We start from the raw sequence: 21059 nt of genomic DNA, 5'->3' as shown, positions 1-21059 counted from the left end.
GTGATCGTCGCGATCAACAAGGACGAGGAGGCGCCGATCTTCCAGGTGGCCGACTATGGATTGGTTGGCGACCTGTTTGACGTCCTGCCGGAACTCGAACAGAAATTGTAGAGCCTGCCCGCGCGAGGCACGGCTCGCCCCATTCAAGGCCGACCCCATGCGGGTCGGCCTCGTCGTATGTCAGCCGTATGCGGTAGCAGGTCCTTGATTAACGTCCGCTATACAAGAGATAACGAGAACTATTAGCAACAAGTGCGCTTCTCTGCCATCCTTGGGGGTGAATCGGGTCGAGTGGCCCCCAACGGATACCCGCAAGGAGGAAGCACCATGCCGCACACCCTTCCTGATCTTCCCTATGCCTACGATGCCCTGGAACCGCACGTCGATGCGCTGACCATGGAGATTCACCACACCCGTCACCATCAGACCTACGTCAACAACCTCAACGCCGCCCTCGAGGGTACCGGTCTGGAGGACGTTCACGTCGAGGAGCTGATCGCCAACCTCGACCGCGTCCCGGATAGCCACCGCCAGGCCGTGATCAACAACGGCGGCGGTCACGCCAACCACTCCATGTTCTGGCAGATGATGTCGCCCGACGGCGGTGGCCAGCCTCAGGGCAAGGTCGCCCAGGCCATCGACAGCGAGCTGGGCGGCTTCGAGGCCTTCAAGGAGGCCTTCACCAAGGCGGCGCTGGGCCGCTTCGGCAGCGGCTGGGCCTGGCTGAGCGTCACGCCCGAGGGCACGCTGAAGGTGGAGAACACCCTCAACCAGGACAGCCCGATCATGGAGGGCAGGACGCCCGTGCTGGGCCTGGACGTCTGGGAGCACGCCTACTACCTGAAGTATCAGAACAAGCGTCCCGACTACGTGGCGGCCTTCTTCAACGTCATCAACTGGGAAGACGTCGCGCGTCGCTACCAGAACGCCACCGGCTAGGCTCCCCGACCGAGGAGGGCTGAAAACGTCAACAGCCTGGTCTGTAACCGAGCCAGAGCCGCGCCTCAGTGAGGCGCGGCTAAGCGAGGTGCGGCTCTTTTCGTTGAGGTTTCGGGAAGCTTCAGACGTCCTCCTCCACGAGCTCGCTGATCCGCCAGACACGGCTGTCCGTGGGGCCCTCGTCGAGGTCGGCGCAGGTGTCGACACGACGGATTGTGGTCGTCTCGCATGTAATGCTCAGGAAGCCGTACCCGTCCTGATTTTCCCATTGCCACCGCTGGTGGCGTCGGTACTCGCTGCCGCTGTCTTCTAGCAGCGTCAGCCGGGGCGCGTGCCGTGGCACCGATAGGTGTCCCAGCGCCGCGAGCTGGGCGCACTGCTGCGCGGGTGTCAGGTGGGAATCGCCGCGGTAGCCGGGAAGGAAGCGTCGGCCGCGCGCTTCGGCCTGCAGGAAGGGCAGCGCCTGCTGCGGCGTGATGCGGCCATACTTGCGTACCGGTGAGAGCAGGATGAGGCTGGCCGCGAAGCGGCAGCCGCCAAGATGGCTGCTCTCCCACACATCGAAGGGCAGTTCGTGCGTTGAGACCTCCTCAGCAAGGCGCTTGTAGGTCTGGTAGCCGTACTTGGCGCAGCACTTGTCCTTCTTGCCGTGGGTGCAGCACAGCAACAGGTCCCGTTCGACCGGGGCCTCTTCCCAGGCGGCCAGTGTGGCCCCCGATCGCCAGGCGGTCAGAAAGGCCTCCAGTGCCTCGCGCGGCACCACGAAGCCGCGGCGTTCGGGCATCAGGAACACCCGATGGACATCGCCGGCCTGCTCGCGGCGATGAATCAGGTTGATTCTGCGCCCGTCGGCGGCGATGGCATCGAGCATTCGTACCAGGCTATCCGGCATGCCGCTGGCATGGCGCAGGTTGCGGGTCCACTTGGCGCGTGGCCAGCTGATCAGCAGGTTGCGCTCGGCGTGAGCGGCGCTGCCGCCCAGCGGATCCTCCTGCTCGCGGCTGAGGTCCGCGCAGAAGAGATGACTCATGAGACAGCGCGCCGGTCGACGGTAGGCGAGGTGGGCCGGGTGCGCGCTCTCGCTCCCTGACGGGTGTACGGCACGCAGATCGGGCTGCCGGTCTCGGGATCCTCGAGCACCTGGGCATCGAGATCGAAGACCCGCTTGAGGTGGTGGGCCGTGAAGACCTGCTCAGGGGGGCCGTTGGCCACGATCCGGCCGTCGCGCATCATCACGAGCTCGTCGGCGTAGGCTGCCGCCAGGTTCAGGTCATGTAGCACCAGCAGCAGGGTGCGGCCGTGCTCGTGGGCCAGGCGAGACAGCAGCTCCAGCAGGTCCACCTGCACCTTGAGATCGAGGAAGGTGGTGGGCTCGTCGAGCAGGATCAGATCTGTCTCCTGGGCCAGCACCATGGCGATCCAGCAGCGCTGCCGCTGGCCGCCGGAGAGCGCGTCGACGCTGCGTTCGGCGAAGTCCGTGACATCGGCATAGACCATCGCCTGGCGGATGGCGCGGGCGTCCTGCTCGGCATCCTGTCGCCACAGCCGCTGATGGGGGAAGCGCCCCATGCCGACCAGCTGTCGAACCGTCAGCCCTTCCGGTGCGTCGGGCCCCTGGGGAAGGATGCCCAGCTGCTGTGCTACCTCCCGCGTCTTGTGACGATGGATGTCCTGGCCATCGAGACAGACGCGGCCGGAACTGGGTGTGAGGGTTCGCGCCAGTGTCTTCAGCAGCGTCGACTTCCCGCTACCGTTGGGGCCGAGCAGCACCGTCAGCTTGCCTTCGGCCACCGCCAGATCGACGCCGTCCAGCACGGGACGTGACTCGTACCCGGCGCGCAGGGCTTCGCCCGTCAGTCGAGGTGGCGTGGCAGGCATCGAGGTCATGGGTTGGCTCGTTGGTGTGGGTCCTGAGTCGGAGCACGTTAAGATAAAGCATTCTCATTTTCAACACCGATCGGCTCGGTGATTCAGCCACTGCGGTAGCGGGTGCGGTGCAGCAGGTAGACGAAGAAGGGCGCGCCCACCCCCGAGACGAAGATGCCGGCGGGCAGATCCTTGGGCAGGAAGGCCACCCGGCCGAGCAGGTCGGCGTAGAGCACGATCAGAGCCCCCACCAGGGCGGCGGCGGGCACCAGCCGGGCGAAGCCCCGGCCCACCAGGCGGGACGCGATATGCGGCGCGATCAGGCCCACGAAGCTGAGCCCCCCGGCGAAGGCCACGGCCGCACCCGCCAGGGCCACGCTGCAGGCCATCAGCACCAGCCGGCTGCGCAAGAGGTTAACGCCCAGCCCCTGGGCCACCGCGTCACCCAACGCCATGGCATCCATGTGCCGCGCCTGGGCCAGGCAGAGGGGAGTCGCCACCAGCAGCCAGGGCAGCATGCCCAGCACATCCTGCCACTGGGCGGCATAGAGACTGCCGGTCAGCCACACATAGGCGGTCATGGCGGCGGCATCGTCGCTGATCACGATCAGCAGGGTGGTCAGGGCGCCCATGGCGGCGGAGAGGCCGATGCCGACCAGCACCAGGCGCGAGGGGGCGACGCTGCCCTTCCAGGCCAGCAGGAACACCAGCAGGGCGGCCAGCAGCGCACCGGCGAGCGCAGCGGCCGGCAGCCAATGGATGCTCAGGGTGGTGCCGGCCAACGCCAGGAAGGTCACGGCGGCCAGGGCGGCGCCGCTGGTGATGCCGATCACATCGGGGGAGGCCAGCGGGTTGCGCACCATGCCCTGGAGGATGGCGCCGGCCACGGCCAGGGCCGCCCCCACCAGCACGGCCAACAGGAGGCGCGGCAGGCGCAGTTCCCAGACGATGAAGGCGATGTCGCTGTCCTGGGGCGCGGCCATGGCGCGCAGTATCTCGCCAAAGGCGGTGGGGAAGCTGCCGAGGCCAAGCGACAGGCCCATGCTGGCCAGTAGTACCAACCCGAGCAGGCCCAGGAGGCTCGCATAGCGCGCCCGGCCGGTATCGGCGGTGGCATCGGTCGAGGGATTCAGGGTCGTGGAGTGGGTCATGGTCAGGCCGATTTCCTGCGCGCCAGATGGATGAAGAAGGGCGTGCCGATCAGCGCGGTCATCACCCCCACCGGCACATCCTGAGGGGCCATCAAAAAGCGCGAGGCCACATCGGCCAGCAGCAACAGGCTGGCGCCCAGCAGGGCACAGGCCGGCAGCAGCCAGCGATGGTCGACGCCGAAGAGCCCCCGGGCCATGTGGGGCACGATCAGCCCGACGAAGCCGATCATACCGGCCAGTGCCACCGAGCTGCCGGCGAGCAGGATCACCGCCAGGCCCAGCAACAGCTTGATGGTGCCGGCGCGCATGCCCAGCCCCTTGACCATGTCGTCGCCCAGCAGCAGGGCATTGGCGTGGCGGACGAGCAGGGCGCACAGCAGCAGGGCGCCGCCGAACAACGGCAGCAGCGGCACCACCAGGGACAGCTCGCGGCCGGAGACGGAGCCGGCCAGCCAGTAGAGCACGCTCTCGAAGCTCTGGCGGTCGATGATCAGCAGGCCCTGACTGAAGGAGACGAACATGGCGGTGACGGCCACCCCCGCCAGCACCACCCGCAGCGGCGACAGCTCCCCATGACGGCCGCGACTCAGGAGCACCACCAGGCCGGCCGCCACCAGGGCCCCCAGCAGCGCCGCCCAGACAACCTCGGCCGGGGCGTGGAGGGGCAGCAGCGAGACCGCGATCACCACGAAGAACATGGCCCCGGCGTTGATGCCCAGGATGCTCGGCGAGGCGAGGGGATTGCGGGTCATGGTCTGCATCAGGGCGCCGGCGATGGCCAGGCTGGCGCCGACCAGGGCGGCGATCACCGCCCGCGGCAGGCGCTCCGTGACCAGGATGATATGCGCGACCCGGCTGGGGTCGTAGTGCAGCAGCGCCTCGAGGAAGGTGGGCGGGGTGATCTCGGTGGTGCCCAGCATGACGCTGGCCACGAAGGCCGCCGCGACCAGCAGCAGGCCCAGCAGCAGACCGGCGACTCGGGACATCCGGTGATTCAGCATGCGACCGGCTCCTCGTCCTGCGCGGTGGTATCCAGGCTGCAGTCAGCCTCGGCCGGCATGGCCGGCGCAGGCGGCGAGCGCTTGTCGGGGTTATCCAGCCCATAGTGGGCGTAGAGGTCATCGAGCATGGCATTGGCGGCCAGGATGCCGCCGCCCATGATCCAGTTCACCGCATCCACCTCGAAGACACGCCCGCTCTCGACGGCGTCCAGCCGCTGCCAGAGGGGGTGGGAGGTCCAGTGCCGGTAGTTCCGCGCGATGGCGGGGTCGTCCGGCTCCATCAGCACGAAGATCACGTCGGCATTCAGGACCGGGATGTTCTCCTCGCTGGTCAGCTTCATGCCCCAGCCCTGGTCCTGCACGGCGTCCGGCTGCGCGAAGCCCAGCGCATCGAGGATGGAGCCGGCGAACCCGGTGGAATAGAGGCGCACATGGTCGCTCTTGAAACGGACCACGGCGGCCTTCTGCGGCCAGGTAACGCCCAGGATGGCGGCGATTTGGCAGCGAAAGTCCGCCACGCGCGCGTCCCAGTACCGCATCAAGGCTCGGGCGCGGGCCTCGCGGCCGGTGGCCTCGGCCACCAGCGCCAGGCTGGCCTCGAAGTCGAAGACGCTGCCGGTGGCGACCGTCGGCGCGATCTTCTCCAGCAGCGGCCTGACCCGCTCGTGGCGAAAGCGCGTGGCCACGATCAGGTCCGGATCCAGCCAGGCCACCTTTTCCAGGTTGGGCTGGGTCTCCAGGCCGACATGCTCGATGCCGGCCAGGGGCTCGCGCAGGTAGCGATACATGGGCTTTTCCAGCCAGGAGTCGACGACGCCGACCGGGGTGAGGCCGAGTGCCACCGCGCTGTCTGTCGCGCCCTGGTAGAGGGTGACAACCCGCTGCGGGGTGGCGGGAATCTGGGTGTTGCCGAACGCATGGGCAAGACTGCGCCCGTCGTGGGCATCATTGGCGGTGACGGCGACGCTGGACGCCGCCGGCATCAGGGTCACCAGCAGCGCCGCCAGCCACCGGCGGGCCTGGGCGTGCATCTTCATTGCGGCCTCCTGGCGGATGCGGTCTGCAGAGGGGGCTCGGGGGAGAGAGCAGGCGATGTGGCCTCGCCTAGTGAGGCGGACGCTTGCCGCGTCACGGCGCGGCCCAGCCGCCAGGCCAGCGGAAGGCAGCACTCGGCGACCGCCTGCCAGGGCAAGATCCAGGGCGCTGTTGTTGAGGCTGACGGTGAAGGTACCCAGCAGCACACTGATCAGCACCTTTCCGCCAGGCGCGGAAGCATTCGGCATGGACACTCACGTCATGGGGCACAGCAGGCGCCTGGTGGGGAGCACGCCCTGAGCAAAGCATCATGGGGAGCGGGATGATGGCATGATGCAAAAGCTAATGCAAAGCGTTATCAACTGAGGGTGATGCAATGACCAAAAAAGCGGCGCCCAGGGGCGCCGCTCAACAAGCTAGATCAATGGACCTGTCGGCTTAGAAGTCGAACTGGTAGCCCAGGGTCAGGGTGCGACCACGGCCCTTGAAGTAGTAATCGTCGCTGACGCGAGCGGCCTGCGAGTAGTAGGTGAAGTAATCCTCATCGGCGAGGTTCTCGACGCCCAGGCTGGCGCGACCCACCGGCAGGCGATAGGACAGGGAAGCGTCGATCAGGCCGTAGCCCTCGAACTCGAGCTCGGGGTCTTCGACGCTGCGGTCGAAGTAGTAGCGATACTGCAGGTGCGAGGAGAGCTTCCGGTTCCAGGCGGCGCTCCAGCCCAGCTTCAGAGTGTCCGGCGCGATGTTGATGCCGGTCAGCTTGGTGTCGACCTCGCCGTCGCCGTCGGTGTCGGACTCACCCTCGGCGTGGGTATAGGACAGGCGCAGGCGATGGGCGTCGCTGGGCCGGGCCTCGCCGGAGACCTCGAAGCCCTGGATCTCGGTCTTCTCGCGGTTGCCGACCCAGACGCCGTTCTCCTCGGTGAGACGCTCGCCGAAGTCGGAGTTGGACTCGTAGTAGCTCAACTCGAGACCAAAGCGGTTCCAGTCGAAGCGAGTGCCGATCTCACGGTTATCGGTGACGATGGGCTGCAGCGTCAGCAGGGTATCGACGTCCTGGCCGGGCTGTTCGAGGCCACGCAGTACCCGCCCCACGTCCGGCATGCCGAAGCCTTCCGAGTAGTTGGCATAGAGCTGCGCCCAGTCGGTCGCCTGATAGACGATGCCGGCATTGAACAGGGTCTCGTCGAAGGTCGGCTCGCCGCCATCGACGCTCACCAGGTCCTCTGTCACGTCCTTGGGATCACCGTCATCGGTGGAGCGATCGAGCGTGCTGAAATCATCGACCTTGAGCTCGGCATGCTCCTGACGCACCCCGGCATGCAGGCTCAGCGAATCGGTCAGGTCGAAGTCGCCCTGGAGGAAGGCCGCGACGTTGCGGAACTGGGTCTCGGGGACATAGGTGCGCTCGGTCTGCACCAGCATCTGGCGAGTCTCGTCCTGCAACAGGTCGATGCCGGTGGTCAACTTGAGGCGATCGTCGAGCAGGCCGTCCCGGCTCAGGGTGAACTTGCCGCCCAACTTGTCGGACTCGTTGCGGGTCTGGTCATACAGGGTGTTACCCGCGTCGTCCTCGTAAGGGAAGTAGGGCGTGGTGGCGAACCGGGCGCGGAAGCGCTGGCGGTAGAGCTGCACGTCCAGGTCGTTGCCGAACCAGTCGCCGTGGGAGTAGGCCAACTGTGCCTTGGTCACCTCGTTGTAGCCGGGCTCGCCGTCCGGGTTGCCCTTGCGCGCCGTGGTGGGAACGCCGGCGTCGCGGTCGCCGGTGACCGGGACGTAGTCGCCGTCGTTTTCCAGGTCGAAGTGATTGAGGGAGAGCTCGATGTTCTGGTTGTCGTCGATCCAGTAGCCGAGTTTGCCCAGCAGGTCGTAGCTCTCGGAGTTCTGGATCTCGCCGGGATAGGCGATGCCCACCACTTCATCGTTGCCGTCGAAGAAGACCCCGCGTTCCTGCCGGGATACGGCACCCAGATAGTCCCAGTCGCCTTGCTGGCCGCTGATGCGGTAGTCGAGCTTGTGACCGAAGCCCTCGGATTCGAAGTCGTCGTCGCTGGTCAGGCTGATGCCGGCATGCTGGTTGACCGTACCGGCCTCGGCGCGGCGGGTGACGTAGTTGATGATGCCGCCGGTGGCGCCCAGGCCGTGCTCGGCGCTGGCGCCGTGGATCACCTCGATGCGTTCGACCATGGCGAGGTCGATGGTGTAGCTGTCCCGGGCGCTGTCGCGCAGCGGATTGGACTGGGGCACGCCGTCGACCAGGAACAGCGGGGAGCGGCCGCGGAAGGTCTCGCCGGCGTTGGAGAGCTTCTGGCGGCTGGGCGAGTAGGACGGGATCAGGTTGCTGAGCACTGCACCGGGGTCCTGGGTGATGGCCAGCTGCTGCTCGATCTGCTCGCGGGTGATGATGGTGATCTTCTGCGGCGTCTTGCCGGCCAGGCTCTTGTTGCGGGTCGCGGTGACGACGAGCGGGTTCAGCTCGTCGGCGGCCTGCGCTTGGTCCGGCGAGGCGGATTGCGCGAGGGCCATGCCGGGCAGGGCGGAGCAGAGGGCGATGGGCAGCAGCCGCTTGGTCGCAGGGTGATCGAAGTAAGGCATTACGGAAGCTTTCCCTTGAGTTGATCCGAGGTGGCAGGGAGCCAGGATGTCGCTGTGTGGGCACAGTCTTCTGATAGAAATATTAAATCAAATGATAATGCTTTGCATTATTTTTTATAAAAGAGGCGTCTTGTCGCCCGTGCCATCGATGTCGTGTCTGGGTGGGAGTGAGAAGTTTCGCCGACATCGAGAGGAGGACACCCGGCCCCTGGCTAGGCGTCTCCATGGGAAGGCTCTCGTACTACCCGCCGAAGGGTGAGGAAGAGGAAGTGGGGGCCGAGTCGAGGAGCGGTATCTCCGCGGGAGCGCGAACTCCGGCCATGAACAGGGAGAGACCCAGGAGCAGGATGAGCAGGCCCCCCGCGAAGCCGGCCAGTCGCAGGCATCGCGCGATGCCCGACCCCTGCAGGGAGCGCTGCAGGCGACCCTCGGCCCATCGCCTGGCCATCACGCTGGCCAGGGCCAGCGCCGAGACCGTCAGGGCCGTCCCCACCGCCATGGCCAGCACCGCCAGCACGCCGGCCCAGTAGTGGCCGAGCAGGGAGGCGGCACCGACCAGCAGGACGCTACCGCTGCAGGGCCGCATGCCGATCGATGCCACTACGGCCAGGGCGCTGCGCCAGTCTTCGGCCTGCTGGGGCGTCAGGTGATGGGCGCAGTCACACTCGTGGTGGTCATGCTCATGGTCATGGGCCGCCGCCTGCCAAGGAAGACGCGAGCGGGCCAGCGCGCGCCAGCACAGCCAGAGCCCCAGCATCGCGACCAGCAGATAGCTGGCCTGCTCCAGCCAGACCACCGACCCCATGGCCTGGCGTGTCAGCCAGCCCAGGCCATGGACCAGCACCGTGACCAGGGCGATGGCCACCAGGGCCTGCAGCAGCGAGGCCAGGCAGGAGAGCAGCAGGGCCCGGCGCAGGGCGCCGCCCTGGCTGAGCAGATAGGTGCCGAGCACCGCCTTGCCGTGCCCGGGGCCGGCGGCATGGAAGACGCCGTAGCCGAAGCTGAGGCCGAGTAGGCTCAGCCAGGCGGTCGCGCTCGGAACGGCGGCGAGGGTGGTGACCGCCTCCGTCAGGGCGCGGTGGAGATCTCGCTGCCAGGCCACTAATTGCAGGCCTAAGCCCTGGCCGGATGCGATCCAGGCCAGGCCGAGCACCGCCAGCGATAGCAGGCCGAGCCCGATCAGCCAACGCCAGCGGGGACGGTGCGGGCTCGGGCTCCGGGACGCGGCGCTCCCGGAGGGCGTCAGGGGGACTCGCATCGCACCTCTCCGGTTTCGGCAAAGAAGCGTCCCAACCCTTCCGGCGCTTGCGCCTCGCGGTCTAGGCTCGCTGCCTCGGCGACCTTCGCCGGGTCGGGATCGGCGGCGATGATACGCGTATCGCAGTCGGCCCCGGTCACGCCAAGCGCGTCCGGCCGGGGCGTGTCGCCCTCTGCCTCATGCAGCACCTCGAGATAGTAGGTCGGGTCATAGATCCGGTAGCGCATCGGAGCCTGGCCGAGTGGCAGGGGCTCGGCCAGGGGAAGCCGGAACATGAGTTCGACGCGGCCGTCCCGCGCCAGGGTGGTGAAATGCTCCACCTCACCGAGCTCGACCGCTTCGCCGTCCTGGGTGACGTGGGTGAAATAGTGTTGCGGGGCGAGGTTGTGGCGGATCTCCACGCCGAGCTGGTCGAGGCGAGCCTCCATCGGGGCCTCGCCCTCGGCGGATTGCAGCTCCTCCAGCAGCAGGAGGCTGTAGAAGGGGTCCAGGCGCCAGCGTTGCTGCAGGGCCTCGACCCGGCCCTGCTCATCCATCAGCACGCGCACCGTGACATCCACCCAGCCGTGAGGATGGGCCGGGGCCAGCAGGGGCCAGAGTGACAGGGCGAAGGCGAGGCCGAGAGCAAGGAGGCGTCGCCCGGCCCGGCCCGTTGATGAGCGTGGAGACGGCATGGTCGCCATCCTATGGCAGCGGCGAAGGGGCGGCAATGCCGGGCGGAGGGTTTTCGGCTCGGCATCGTTCACAGTCGCCGCAGCCCCCACATGAAGTAGGCGCCGCCGAGCAGCGAGGCCACCAGGCCGGCGGGGATCTCCTCGGGGAACAGCAGCTGGCGGCCCAGCCCGTCGGCCAGCACCATCAGCAGGGCGCCGGTAAGCGCCGCCCCGGCAAGGTGCGCCCGGGCCCGGGTGAAGCCCATCAGTCGCGCCATGTGCGGGGCCAGCAGGCCGACGAAGGAGAGCGGCCCCACCACCAGGGTGGCCCCGGCGGTGAGCAGCGCCACCATCAGCAGCAGCACCAGCCGCGAACGCGCCAGGGGCAGCCCCAAGGCCGTGGCGGTGGCGCCGCCCAGCGGCAGGATGTCCAGCCAGCGAGCCAGCGGCGCGGCGACCAGGGCCAGCAACAGGGACAGCGTGGCGACCACCAGGGCGCTGGTCGGGTCGACGTAGTAGGTGGAGCCGGACAACCAGGCGATGACCTGCTGGCCGCGGGGATCGCCCCCGGCGAGCACCACGCCCTTGACCGCCTCGAACAGCGCGGTGATCGCCACGCCGGTCAGCAGCAGGCGTTCCGGCTGGAAGCCGCTACCGCGGTTGAGGCCCACCAGCACCGCCAGGCTGGCCAGCGCCCCCAGGGTGCCGGCGGCCACCAGGGTCAGGTTGCCGGGGGCAGGCAGCAGGAAGATGGCGCCCATCAGAGCGATGGCGCTGCCGCCGCTGATGCCCAGCACCTCGGGGCTGGCCATGGGGTTGGCGGTCAGGCGCTGGATCAGGGTGCCGGCGATGGCGAGCATGACCCCGCAGCTGGCGGCGGCCAGCGCTCGGGGGGCGCGCCACTGCAGCAGCGTCCAGTCGCCGGGCGAGGCCCACTGCCAGCCGTCGGGCCCCTGGCCGGCCAGCACCGCGACGGCGCCCACGCCCAGCAGGGCGAGGGCGAGCCCACCGGCCAGCCGCTCCGGGGCCGGATGGCGCCGGCCCAGGGCGCGGGCCTCGCGCGGGGGCGTCTCGCCGGTGAGGCGCAGCCGCGGAATCAACCACAGCAGCAGCGGCGCGCCCAGGGCGGCGGTGGTGGCGCCGGTGGGAATCAGGGTCGGCAGGTGGCCCGAGACGCGCTGCAGCGCCAGGTCGGTGGCGACCAGTAGCAGCGCACCGAGCAGCGTCGACCAGGCGAGCCGCGCACCCAGGCGCCGTGCGCCGACCAGGCGCACGATATTCGGCGCGGCCAGGCCGATGAAGCCGATGATCCCCACCACGCTCACCACGCAGCCGGTAAGAAAGACCGCGAGCCCCAGGCCGGCGAAGCGTAGATGCTTGAGCGAGACGCCGAGGCTCCTGGCCCCGGCCTCGTCGAGGGCGAGGACCGCCAGGGGGCGCAGCAGCAGCCAGGCGAGCAGGCCGCCGATCGCCAGACGCGGCGCCAGGAAGGCGACGTCCTGCCAGCCGTTCTGGGCCAGCGACCCGGCTCCCCAGATCAGCAGCCCCTTGAGCTCCTCCTGGTGGAAGAGCAGCAGCACCATGGAGAGCGCTCCGAAGTAGAGGTTGACCACCAGCCCGCCGAGCACTACCACCACCGGCGCCAGGCCGCGTCGCCAGGCCAGGGCGAAGACCAGGCCCATGGCCAGGCCACCGCCGGCCAGCGCCACCCACTCCCGTCCCAGCCCCAGCAGGCCCGGGGCCATCAGCGAGGCGGCCATCAGCGCCAGGTTGGCGCCGCTCGCCACGCCCAGGGTGGTGGGGGCCGCCAGCGGGTTGCGCAGCACCTGCTGCATCAGCACGCCGGCCAGCGCCAGGCCGCCGCCGGCGAGCAGCGCCATGGCGAGTCGCGGCCACCAGGCGTAGTGCAGCACCAGACTCGAGGTCGCATCGATCGGCGCCGCGGGGGCAAACAGCGCGGCCAGGCCTTCCCACAGGCCGGGGCCGTCAAGCAGGTGGCCAAGGGCGAGGGCCAGCACGCCGAGGGCGAGCGGCAGGCAGAGTGCGACCGGCGTCAGCCGGGGGCGCCAGGGATGGCGGGAGGCGAGGACGTCAGGCGGCATCGTCGGGCTCCAGGGCACTCACCAGCTGTTCGGCGAAACGCTCGGCCGAGGGCAGGGCGCCGAAGCTCCAGATCGGCGGCAGCACGAGGGGCGCCCCGCGGCTCGCCTCGACCAGGTGGCCCCAGAGGCCGGCGTCGTCCAGGCGCTCGCGGACCCCGGCGGGATAGGGCTCCACCACCACCAGGCGGGCGTCGAGGCCGGCCAGTGCCTCGATGCCCACCAGCGAGAAGCCCCAGGCGTTGGTGGGCCCGCGCCAGGCGTTCTCGAGCCCCAGGCGATCGAGCACCGCCTGGAAGAGCCCGTTGTCGCCGAAGACCCGCACGTGGCGGCGATCCATAAACTGCACCACCAACAGGGGAGGCACAGCGTCATTCAGCCGCCCCCGCAGGGCGTCGAGCCGTGCCTCGGTCTCCTCGATCAGTCGCGTCGCCGCCTCGGGACGCTCGACCAGGCGGCCGAGCGAGCGGGTCAGCTCGCGCATCTCGCGCCAGGTGTCGCGGTCGGGGGTGTAGAGCGGCAGGGACGCGACCGGGGCGATGCGCTCGAGACGCGGTGTCAGGTTGGCGAACATCGGCGAGATCAGGATGCGCTCCGGTGCCAGGCTCGCCAGCAGCTCGAGGTTGGGCTGGCTGCGCAGCCCCAGGTCGATCGTTGCGCCCGGCAGGGCCGGCTCGCCCACCCAGGCATGGTAGGCCTCGACCTGGGCGACCGCGGCGGGGGGCGCATCGAGCGCGACCAGTGTCTCGGCCAGGGTCCAGTCGAGGGTGGCCAGCCGCGGCGGGCTGGTCGCGGTCGAGGCGGCGACGGCCGAGGCGGCGACGGCCGAGGCGGCGACGGCCGAGGCGGCCACCAGGCCGGTCAGCAGGGCGACGAGCCAGCGCAGGCAGGGCCAACGATGAGCCGATCGGCGGGGCGATCCGAGAAACACGGCGAGCTCCAGGGTCGGATGAGAGCGATCAGTGGGCGATGGCGACGCGGTGCTCGCCGGAGGGGTGGGCCATGACGTGCATGGGGATGCCGTAGATGGCCTTCAGGGTGTCGCCGTTCATCATCTCCTCGGGCGTGCCCTGGGCCAGCAGCCGGCCGCCGTGCAGGGCCACCAGACGGTCACAGTAGCGCGCCGCCATGTTGATGTCGTGAAGCACGATGATCACGCCGAGGCCCAGCTCCCGGCACAGCCGGCGCGTGAGGGCCAGCACCTCCACCTGGTGGGCGACGTCGAGGGCCGCCAGGGGCTCGTCGAGCAGCAGGAAACGGCTGCCCTGGGCGAGCAGCATGGCTAGCCAGACGCGCTGGCGCTCACCGCCGGAGAGGGTATCCACCTGGCGGTCGGCGAAGGGCTCGGTGTGGGTCAGTGCCAGGGCCCGGTCGATGGCCGCCTCGTCGTCGCGTCCATGGCGGCCCAGCAGGCCGCGCCAGGGGTAGCGGCCGAAGCTCACCAGCTCGCGGCCCGTGAGGTTGTCGGCGGCGGGCAGGTGCTGGGACAGGTAGGCGACCCGACGAGCGAAGTCGCGATGGCCCCAGCTCGTCAGCGGCTCGCCGTCCAGCCTGAGCTCGCCCCGGCTGGCGACTTGCTGGCGGGCCAGCAGCTTGAGCAGGGTCGACTTGCCCGAGCCATTGTGGCCGATCAGGCCGTGGACCCGGCCCTCCGCGAAGGTCAGGTCGAGGGGGTGCAGCAGGCACTGGCCGTTGACCTCGAAGGAGGCGGCGCGCGTTTCGATCATGGGGGGCTCCGCTCGCGGAAGGCCGCCCCTGGGGGCGGTGGGAGTTTGCGCAAAGCGTAAGTCAAATAATAATACTTATCAATGCTATCGGTTGGTTCGCACGCCGTCATGGCGTAGGCTTGGCCTCCCGTTTGCCAGGACCCTCCCGATGTCTTCCACCGCTTCCAGCTTCCAGGCCCTGGGGCGCCTCTTGCGCTATGCCCGGGGCTATCGGCGTCGCATCATCGCCGCCACGCTCTGCTCGATCCTCAACAAGCTCTTCGATATCGCTCCGGAGATCCTCATCGGCGTGGCCATCGACGTGGTGGTCAACCAGGAGGAGAGCTTCGTCGCCGGGCTAGGCTTCACCACCGCCGAGCAGCAGATCCTGGTGCTCGGCGCGCTGACCTTCTTCATCTGGGCCGGCGAGTCGCTGTTCGAGTACCTCTTCCAGGTCCTGTGGCGCAACCTGGCCCAGCGACTGCAATCCGACCTGCGACAGGACGCCTACGAGCACGCTCAGCGTCTGGACATGGGCTTCTTCGAGTCGAAGAGCTCGGGGCAGCTGGTGGCGACCATGAACGATGACGTCAACCAGCTCGAGCGCTTCCTCGACGGCGGCGCCAACGCGATGATCCAGGTCGGCGTTACCGTGGTAGCGGTGGGCGCGGTATTCTTCGTGCTCTCGCCGCTGATCGCCCTGCTGGCCTTCACGCCGATCCCGCTGATCATCTGGGGCGCCTTCTACTTCCAGCGCCAGGCCGGACCGCTCTACGCCGATGTCCGCGAGCGAGTGGGTGAGCTCTCGAGCCGGCTGGCCAACAACCTGGCCGGCATCGCCACCATCAAGAGTTTCACCGCCGAGGCCCGCGAGGCCGAACGTCTCAGGGCCGCCAGCGAGGCCTACGTGGAGGCCAATCGGCGGGCGATTCGCTTGAGCTCCGCCTTCATCCCGGTGATCCGCATGGCGATCCTCGCCGGCTTCCTGGCGACCTTCACCGTGGGCGGCATGATGGCGCTGAAGGGGGAGCTGAACGTGGGCGCCTACGGCGTGCTGGTGTTCCTCACCCAGCGGCTGCTGTGGCCGCTCACCGGCCTGGCCCAGGTGATCGATCTCTTCGAGCGGGCCATGGCCAGCACAAGGCGCATCCTCGATCTGCTGGCCACGCCCATCCGGGTGCGTGACGACGCCGGCCAGGCGCTGGTCGCGCCGGTGCGCGGTGCGGTGCGCTTCGAGGGCGTGAGCTTCCAGTACGATGAGGGGGGCGCCGGCGTCCAGGGCATCGACCTGGCGGTGCCGGCGGGGCACACCCTGGCACTGGTCGGGGCCACCGGCTCCGGCAAGTCGACGCTGATCAAGCTGCTGCTGCGTTTCCATGACCCGGCCGCGGGACGGGTACTGATCGACGATCAGCCGATCCGCGAGGTCTCCCTGGCCTCATTGCGCGGGGCCATCGGCCTGGTCAGCCAGGACGTCTACCTGTTCGAGGGCTCGGTGCGTGACAACATCGCCTACGGCAAGCCGGACGCCCCCGAGGCCGAGATCGTCGAGGCGGCGCGCACCGCCGAGGCCTGGGACTTCATCCAGGCGCTGCCCCGGGGGCTCGATACCGCGGTGGGCGAGCGCGGCGTGCGCCTCTCCGGCGGCCAGCGCCAGCGCCTGTCGCTTGCCCGGGCGCTGCTCAAGGATCCGTCGATCCTGGTGCTCGACGAGGCCACCAGCGCCGTGGACAACGAGACCGAGGCGGCCATCCAGCGCTCGCTCAGACGCATCGGCCATGGCCGCACCGTGATCATGATCGCCCACCGGCTCTCGACCATCGTTCACGCCGACGAGATCGCCGTCGTCGAGGCCGGTCGCGTGGTCGAGCGGGGCAGCCACACCGAACTGCTCGCCCGGGATGGCCGCTACGCCGCTCAGTGGCGGGTACAGACCGGCGAGGTCGAGACCTCGACGATGCCACTGAGCTGACCGGCTGACCCGAGCCTCTTCATGTTTTCCCAGGCGGCGACCGCAGAGCCGCCGCCGCGGTGTCGACTGGCCGGCGTGGCACCGCACGACTCGCCAAACAAGAATAAGTTCCAATGCGGGTTGTTGTTATCAATGCGAGTCATTATCATGCGCGTTCCCGTGCATAAGACCCAGAGGCTTGCTCCCCCATGTTCCCAGCCGCTTCCCGACGCGTCGGGGTCGCCCCCCTCGCCCAGGCCGTGCGCCGTGCCCTCGGCCTGGCCACCGCCGGCTCGCTCGCGCTGATGTCCCCCGTTCTGCTGGCCGAAGAGGCCGAGTCCACCGAGGCCCTCGAGACGGTGACCGTCGAGGCCGAGGCGCTGTCGATCGTCACCGAGGGCTCCGACGACTATCGCGTCTCGCGCACCAGCACCGCGACCAAGCTCGACCTGGCGCCCCGCGAGACCCCGCAATCCGTCTCCACGGTGACTCGCGCCCAGATTGAGGACTTCAACCTCGATACCCTCAACGATGTGCTGGAAAGTACCCCGGGCGTGACGGTAGAGCGCGTCGAGACGGACCGCACCTACTACTCGTCCCGTGGCTTCGAGATCTCCAACCTGCAGGTCGACGGACTGCGCCTGCCCATGCCCTATAACAATGTGCATGGCGATATCGACACCGCCGTCTACGATCGTGTCGAGGTGGTCCGTGGCGCGACCGGCCTGATGTCCGGCTCGGGCAACCCGGCGGCCACCGTCAACTTCGTCCGCAAGCGTCCCACCGCGACGCCGCAGGCGTCCGTCACGGGGACCCTGGGCAGCGATGACCACCGCCGCCTGGCGCTGGATGTCTCCGGCCCCCTTGACGATGAAGGTCGGGTGCGCGGCCGCCTGATAGCCGCGGTGCAGGACAGCGACTCCTACCTGGATCGGCTGCATCGCGAGCGCGGCGTGCTCTACGGCGTGCTGGAAGCCGATGTGACGGACAGCACCCAGCTGGCGCTGGGGCATACCCGGCAGCGCAACGATACCGACAGCAACATGTGGGGCGCGCTGCCGCTCTACGACTCGGCCGGCAACCCCACCGACTATGATCGCTCGACGTCCCCGGCCCCCGACTGGTCCTACTGGAACGGCGAGACGCAGCGCAGCTTCGTCGAGCTGACCCAGCGGCTCTCCGATGACTGGTCGCTCAAGGGCACGGTGACCCACCTGGACATGGTCTCCGACACCGAGTTGTTCTACATCGGCACCGTGCCGGATGCCGTCACCGGGCGGATTCCGAACAGCTTCTATCTGAGCAAGTACGATCGGCACCTGGAGCAGTGGGTGGCGGACGTGCATGCCAAGGGCGATGTCGAGGCGTTCGGACGCACCCATCAGCTGGTGCTGGGCTCGGACTGGAGCCAGAGCCGCAACCAGCAGAGCTCCCTCTACGCGGCCGCCACGGAGGACCTACCCCCCCTGGACGAGTGGGACGGCGACTACCCGGAGCCCGACTTCGGCGATCCCGACTTCGTCAACGACGCCACCATCAAGGAGCGCAGCGTCTACGGCACCGGCAAGCTGGACCTGGCCGATCGCTGGACGGCAGTGGTCGGCGCGCGGATGAGCTGGCTGGATACCGTGGGTAAGCAGTACGGCAGTTCCCAGGACACCACCCTCGACAACGAGCTGACGCCCTATGCCGGCCTGATCTACGATGTGACCGACCGGGCCTCGCTCTACGCCAGTTATACCGAGATTTTCAATCCGCAGACCGAGATGGACCGCAGCGGGCAGTATCTCGACCCCATCGAGGGGGCCAGCTATGAGCTGGGGCTCAAAGCCGATGTCTTCGACGGTGGCGCCGATGCGGCCTTGGCCGTGTTCCGCACCGAGCAGAACCACGTGGCCCAGCCGGACGGTCGAGTGAACGGGCGCGAGGCCTACAAGGCGGCCGACGGCATCACTAGCGAGGGCGTGGAGCTGACCCTGGCCGGTGAGCTGACCCCGGGCTGGCAGGCCAGCGCCGGCTATACCTACCTGGAGGTCGAGGACGCCGAGGGCGAGGCGACCAACACCTACATCCCGCGCCACTTGGTGCGGGCGACCACCAGCTATCGGCCGGCGTCCCTGGCTGCGCTCAAGGTCGGCGCCAGGCTGCGCTGGCAGGACGATATCGAGCGTGACCGTGATCGCGACGATGGCAAGACCCGTCAGGACGCTTACGCCCTGGTCGACCTGATGGCGAGTTACGACTTCAGCGACAGCCTGACTGGTTCGTTGAACGTCAACAACGTCACCGACGAGAAATACCTGACCAGCCTGAAGTGGGATCAGGGCTTCTATGGCGCCCCGCGCCACGTCATGGCCAACCTGACCTGGAGCTACTGAGGCATCAGCTCTCCCGATCAGGCCAACAAGGGCCCATCCCGGCGACGGGGTGGGCCCTTGGCGTTTCTGCGGGGAAGGCAGGCGCTGCGGTCCAATCAGCACGAGCCCATCCACTGGACCGGTCCAAGCTCTCGAGAAGGCCTTCGAAGGCTCTTTTCCGTGTCCCGAGGAATCACCGATTGCTACCGGACATGAAAAAACCGGCAGCCCGAAGGCTGCCGGTGATCGTCGAAAGGACGGGGGCGAGGGTCAGAAGGCGTAGCTGACCGTCGCCTTGACGCTGCGCTCGGCGCCGAAGTAGCAGAAGTTGATACTGCTGCAGCCGGCGACGTACTCCTCGCCGAGCAGGTTGCTGACATTGAGTCGAGCCGAGACGCCTTCGAGGCCGATCTCGGCCAGGTCGTAGCCCAGAGTGGCATCGACCAGGGTGTAGTCGGGTACCTTCTCGGTATTGGCCTCGTCGGCGTAGATATCGGCGTAGTAGCGCACGCCGAGGCCAGTATCCAGGCCGGCGAGCCCGCCCTGCTGGAAGTGGTACTGTCCCCACACCGAGGCCTGGTGGCGTGGCACCCAGTTATCGGTGTTGCCCTCGTTGGCATCGCCGGTCTTCTCGAGGGTCACATCGGTGTAAGTATAGCCGGCCTGCAGGCGCAGGTTCTCGGTCAGCTGGGTATGACTCTCCAGCTCGACGCCCCGGGATTCGATCTCCCCGGTGGCGCGGAAGAAGCTCTCGCTGGCGCGCTTGGTGGCCAGATTTTCCTGGGTGATATGGAAGAGCGCCACGCTGTAGCGGTCCTGGGTGCCGGCCGGCTGGAACTTCAGGCCCGTTTCCACCTGCTCGCCCTGGGAAGGCTCGATCAGGTCGCCGTTTTGGTCGGTGGCCGCGTTGGGGCTAAAGGAGGTGGTATAGCTGGCGTAAGGCGCCAGGCCATTGTCGAACAGATAGAGCACCCCGGCGCGGCCGCTGAACTGGGTATCGTCCAGTTCACTGGCGTCGCCGTTTGCCAGGTCCGTGTTGGTGATGTCGACCCAATCGTGACGGCCGCCCAGGTTCAGTCGCCAGTTCCCCAGTGCCAACTGGTCCTGGAGGTAGAGGCCGGTTTGTTCCAGTTCGCGCCGGCGGGGCGTTCCCGGGAAGAGGCCGGTGGGCTCGGCGCCGTATTCGGGATCGAAGGCATCGATGGCGGGGAAGGTGCCTCTGCCGTAGGCGACATCGTTGTCGCGCTGCTGGTAGTCGACGCCGGCCAGCAGGGTGTGCTCGGCAGCCCCGGTGGTAAGGCGGGCCTCGAGCTGGTTGTCCAGTGCCAGGGCCTCGAGGGACTCATCGCCGCTGGAGAAGTAGCGGTTGAGCTCGGTGTCGTTGGCCCAGCCGAAGGCATAGACCTGCTCGAGCTCCACGTCCGACTCCGTATAGCGCAGCTTCTGACGGCCGGTCAGGGCATCGTTGAAGCGGTGCTCCAGTTCGTAGCCGACCATGGTCTGTTCGCGCTCGAACTTGTCGAAGTCCTCTTCGCCCTCGAAGAAGGTGTTGGCGATGCGACGCCCGGCATGATCGACCGCCGTGCCCTCGAAGGGCAGCCCCGAGTGATAGCCGCCTTCCGGGTCCTTGTGCAGGTAGGCGTGCAGGGTGAGGCTGGTGGCGTCGGTGACGTCCCAGCTCAGCTGGGGGGCGAAGGCGTAGCGTTCCTCTTCCACCGGGCCGAACTGGGTGTCGGCGGCCCGAGCCAGGCCGGTTAGCCGGAAGGCCACGCGGCGTTCGTCGTCCAGCGGGCCGGTCAGGTCGAAGGCGGCGCTGCGCTGGGCGTTGTTGCCGGCGCCCAGGCGCAACTCGCCGCTGTGCTCGAACTCGGGGCGCTTGCTGGTCTGGGCCACCAGGCCGCCGGGAGAGGCGCGGCCATAGAGCACCGAGGCCGGCCCCTTGACCACCTCGATGCGCTCGAGGAACCAGGGATCGATGACCAGCGAGCTGAAGGAGCCGCCGTCGCTCATCACCTTGAGGCCGTCGAGGAAAGTATTATTGACGCTACCGTCGGTAAATCCGCGTAGCACCAAGTAGTCGTATCGGTTTGAGGCGCCTACCTGGTTAGTAAAGACACCGGGAGTGTAGTCGGCGGCGCGCTGCACGGTCTCGGCGCCTCGGGCCTCCCATTCCTCATTTTCGACGACTGAGACCGACTGTGGCGTCTCGTTAAAGGGCGTCTCGGTCTTGGTGGCCGCCTGGGCGGTGACGGTCAGGGTGGAGAGCTGTTCGGCCTCTTCGGCGTGGGCCGTCAGGGCGATGCTGGCGGCGGCGAGCGACACCGCCAACGCCAGCGGACGTGGAGTCGGCATGCAGGAGATCCTTTCTGAGATCGTATGGCTTTAGGAAATGATAATTATTCCTTTTTGATCGCCCTGTAGGGTATGCCGAATGCTCACAGGGCTATG

15 protein-coding genes and 1 pseudogene are annotated in these 21059 nt (G+C 68.2%); 4 read left to right on the top strand and 12 right to left on the bottom strand.

What is annotated here, in order from left to right:
• Both FEI13_RS19460 and FEI13_RS09415 read left to right on the top strand, forming a co-directional pair.
• Window positions 1-111 (top strand): annotated as a pseudogene (locus tag FEI13_RS19460) (electron transfer flavoprotein subunit alpha/FixB family protein); the annotation flags it as partial.
• A 216-nt stretch (window positions 112-327) separates the two neighbouring features.
• The gene (locus FEI13_RS09415; RefSeq protein WP_138181279.1) at window positions 328-939 is read left to right on the top strand and encodes a superoxide dismutase; all 612 of its coding nucleotides are present in this window, start codon (window positions 328-330) and stop codon (window positions 937-939) included.
• Between the two features lie 121 nt (window positions 940-1060).
• On the opposite strand, the gene FEI13_RS09410 is transcribed toward FEI13_RS09415, so the two are convergent.
• From FEI13_RS09410 to FEI13_RS09360, 11 genes are all read right to left on the bottom strand, one after another.
• Window positions 1061-1969, bottom strand: a complete 909-nt coding sequence (locus tag FEI13_RS09410; RefSeq protein WP_138181278.1) for a sucrase ferredoxin — start codon at window positions 1967-1969, stop codon at window positions 1061-1063.
• On the bottom strand, window positions 1966-2826 hold the full coding sequence (locus FEI13_RS09405) for an ABC transporter ATP-binding protein (RefSeq protein WP_138181277.1): 861 nt from the start codon (window positions 2824-2826) through the stop codon (window positions 1966-1968). The genes FEI13_RS09410 and FEI13_RS09405 overlap by 4 nt, the downstream gene beginning before the upstream one ends.
• 83 nt (window positions 2827-2909) lie before the next feature.
• On the bottom strand, window positions 2910-3956 hold the full coding sequence (locus tag FEI13_RS09400) for a FecCD family ABC transporter permease (RefSeq protein WP_138181276.1): 1047 nt from the start codon (window positions 3954-3956) through the stop codon (window positions 2910-2912).
• A 2-nt stretch (window positions 3957-3958) separates the two neighbouring features.
• Window positions 3959-4957, bottom strand: a complete 999-nt coding sequence (locus FEI13_RS09395) for a FecCD family ABC transporter permease (protein ID WP_138181275.1) — start codon at window positions 4955-4957, stop codon at window positions 3959-3961.
• Window positions 4951-5994 (bottom strand): ABC transporter substrate-binding protein, encoded by a 1044-nt coding sequence (locus tag FEI13_RS09390; RefSeq protein WP_138181274.1) that lies wholly within the window; start codon window positions 5992-5994, stop codon window positions 4951-4953. The genes FEI13_RS09395 and FEI13_RS09390 overlap by 7 nt, the downstream gene beginning before the upstream one ends.
• A gap of 436 nt (window positions 5995-6430) precedes the next feature.
• Window positions 6431-8587, bottom strand: coding sequence for a TonB-dependent receptor (locus tag FEI13_RS09385; RefSeq protein ID WP_138181273.1), 2157 nt, complete (start codon window positions 8585-8587; stop codon window positions 6431-6433).
• Window positions 8588-8828: 241 nt separating this feature from the next.
• On the bottom strand, window positions 8829-9845 hold the full coding sequence (locus FEI13_RS09380; protein WP_138181272.1) for a nickel/cobalt transporter: 1017 nt from the start codon (window positions 9843-9845) through the stop codon (window positions 8829-8831).
• The gene (locus FEI13_RS09375) at window positions 9830-10519 is read right to left on the bottom strand and encodes a DUF1007 family protein (RefSeq protein WP_138181271.1); all 690 of its coding nucleotides are present in this window, start codon (window positions 10517-10519) and stop codon (window positions 9830-9832) included. The genes FEI13_RS09380 and FEI13_RS09375 overlap by 16 nt, the downstream gene beginning before the upstream one ends.
• A gap of 68 nt (window positions 10520-10587) precedes the next feature.
• Entirely contained in the window at window positions 10588-12600 is a 2013-nt protein-coding gene (gene fhuB / locus FEI13_RS09370; protein WP_138181270.1) for a Fe(3+)-hydroxamate ABC transporter permease FhuB, read from the bottom strand.
• Window positions 12590-13528: an iron-siderophore ABC transporter substrate-binding protein gene (locus tag FEI13_RS09365; protein ID WP_240036486.1), complete on the bottom strand. Its 939-nt coding sequence runs from the start codon at window positions 13526-13528 to the stop codon at window positions 12590-12592. Before FEI13_RS09365 ends, fhuB begins: the two co-directional genes overlap by 11 nt.
• A 28-nt stretch (window positions 13529-13556) precedes the next feature.
• Window positions 13557-14324, bottom strand: a complete 768-nt coding sequence (locus FEI13_RS09360) for an ATP-binding cassette domain-containing protein (RefSeq protein ID WP_138181269.1) — start codon at window positions 14322-14324, stop codon at window positions 13557-13559.
• A 148-nt stretch (window positions 14325-14472) separates the two neighbouring features.
• Here FEI13_RS09360 and FEI13_RS09355 point away from each other — a divergent pair, with 148 nt between their 5' ends.
• Window positions 14473-16275 carry an ABC transporter ATP-binding protein gene (locus FEI13_RS09355; RefSeq protein ID WP_138181268.1) on the top strand — a complete coding sequence of 601 codons (1803 nt, stop codon included), beginning with the start codon at window positions 14473-14475 and terminating at the stop codon, window positions 16273-16275.
• Window positions 16276-16463: 188 nt separating this feature from the next.
• Complete coding sequence (locus tag FEI13_RS09350; RefSeq protein ID WP_138181267.1) at window positions 16464-18632, top strand: TonB-dependent siderophore receptor; 2169 nt, start codon at window positions 16464-16466, stop codon at window positions 18630-18632.
• 249 nt (window positions 18633-18881) lie between these two features.
• Here the strand turns inward: FEI13_RS09350 and FEI13_RS09345 are convergent, their stop codons facing one another.
• Complete coding sequence (locus FEI13_RS09345; protein ID WP_138181266.1) at window positions 18882-20963, bottom strand: TonB-dependent siderophore receptor; 2082 nt, start codon at window positions 20961-20963, stop codon at window positions 18882-18884.
• Window positions 20964-21059: the final 96 nt, after the last annotated feature.

This window comes from Halomonas urmiana, assembly GCF_005780185.1.
GTDB lineage: Bacteria > Pseudomonadota > Gammaproteobacteria > Pseudomonadales > Halomonadaceae > Halomonas > Halomonas urmiana.
Note: the sequence above shows the minus strand (reverse complement) of the source record. Positions and strands in the feature narration are given on the sequence as shown.

Excerpts from the sequence above, each read along its gene's own strand:
- FEI13_RS09415 (WP_138181279.1), top strand. The coding sequence starts at position 328 with ATGCCGCACACCCTTCCTGATCTTCCCTATGCCTACGATGCCCTGGAA.
- FEI13_RS09410 (WP_138181278.1), bottom strand. The coding sequence starts at position 1,969 with ATGAGTCATCTCTTCTGCGCGGACCTCAGCCGCGAGCAGGAGGATCCG.
- FEI13_RS09405 (WP_138181277.1), bottom strand. The coding sequence starts at position 2,826 with ATGACCTCGATGCCTGCCACGCCACCTCGACTGACGGGCGAAGCCCTG.
- FEI13_RS09400 (WP_138181276.1), bottom strand. The coding sequence starts at position 3,956 with ATGACCCACTCCACGACCCTGAATCCCTCGACCGATGCCACCGCCGAT.
- FEI13_RS09395 (WP_138181275.1), bottom strand. The coding sequence starts at position 4,957 with ATGCTGAATCACCGGATGTCCCGAGTCGCCGGTCTGCTGCTGGGCCTG.
- FEI13_RS09390 (WP_138181274.1), bottom strand. The coding sequence starts at position 5,994 with ATGAAGATGCACGCCCAGGCCCGCCGGTGGCTGGCGGCGCTGCTGGTG.
- FEI13_RS09385 (WP_138181273.1), bottom strand. The coding sequence starts at position 8,587 with ATGCCTTACTTCGATCACCCTGCGACCAAGCGGCTGCTGCCCATCGCC.
- FEI13_RS09380 (WP_138181272.1), bottom strand. The coding sequence starts at position 9,845 with ATGCGAGTCCCCCTGACGCCCTCCGGGAGCGCCGCGTCCCGGAGCCCG.
- FEI13_RS09375 (WP_138181271.1), bottom strand. The coding sequence starts at position 10,519 with ATGCCGTCTCCACGCTCATCAACGGGCCGGGCCGGGCGACGCCTCCTT.
- fhuB (WP_138181270.1), bottom strand. The coding sequence starts at position 12,600 with ATGCCGCCTGACGTCCTCGCCTCCCGCCATCCCTGGCGCCCCCGGCTG.
- FEI13_RS09360 (WP_138181269.1), bottom strand. The coding sequence starts at position 14,324 with ATGATCGAAACGCGCGCCGCCTCCTTCGAGGTCAACGGCCAGTGCCTG.
- FEI13_RS09355 (WP_138181268.1), top strand. The coding sequence starts at position 14,473 with ATGTCTTCCACCGCTTCCAGCTTCCAGGCCCTGGGGCGCCTCTTGCGC.
- FEI13_RS09350 (WP_138181267.1), top strand. The coding sequence starts at position 16,464 with ATGTTCCCAGCCGCTTCCCGACGCGTCGGGGTCGCCCCCCTCGCCCAG.
- FEI13_RS09345 (WP_138181266.1), bottom strand. The coding sequence starts at position 20,963 with ATGCCGACTCCACGTCCGCTGGCGTTGGCGGTGTCGCTCGCCGCCGCC.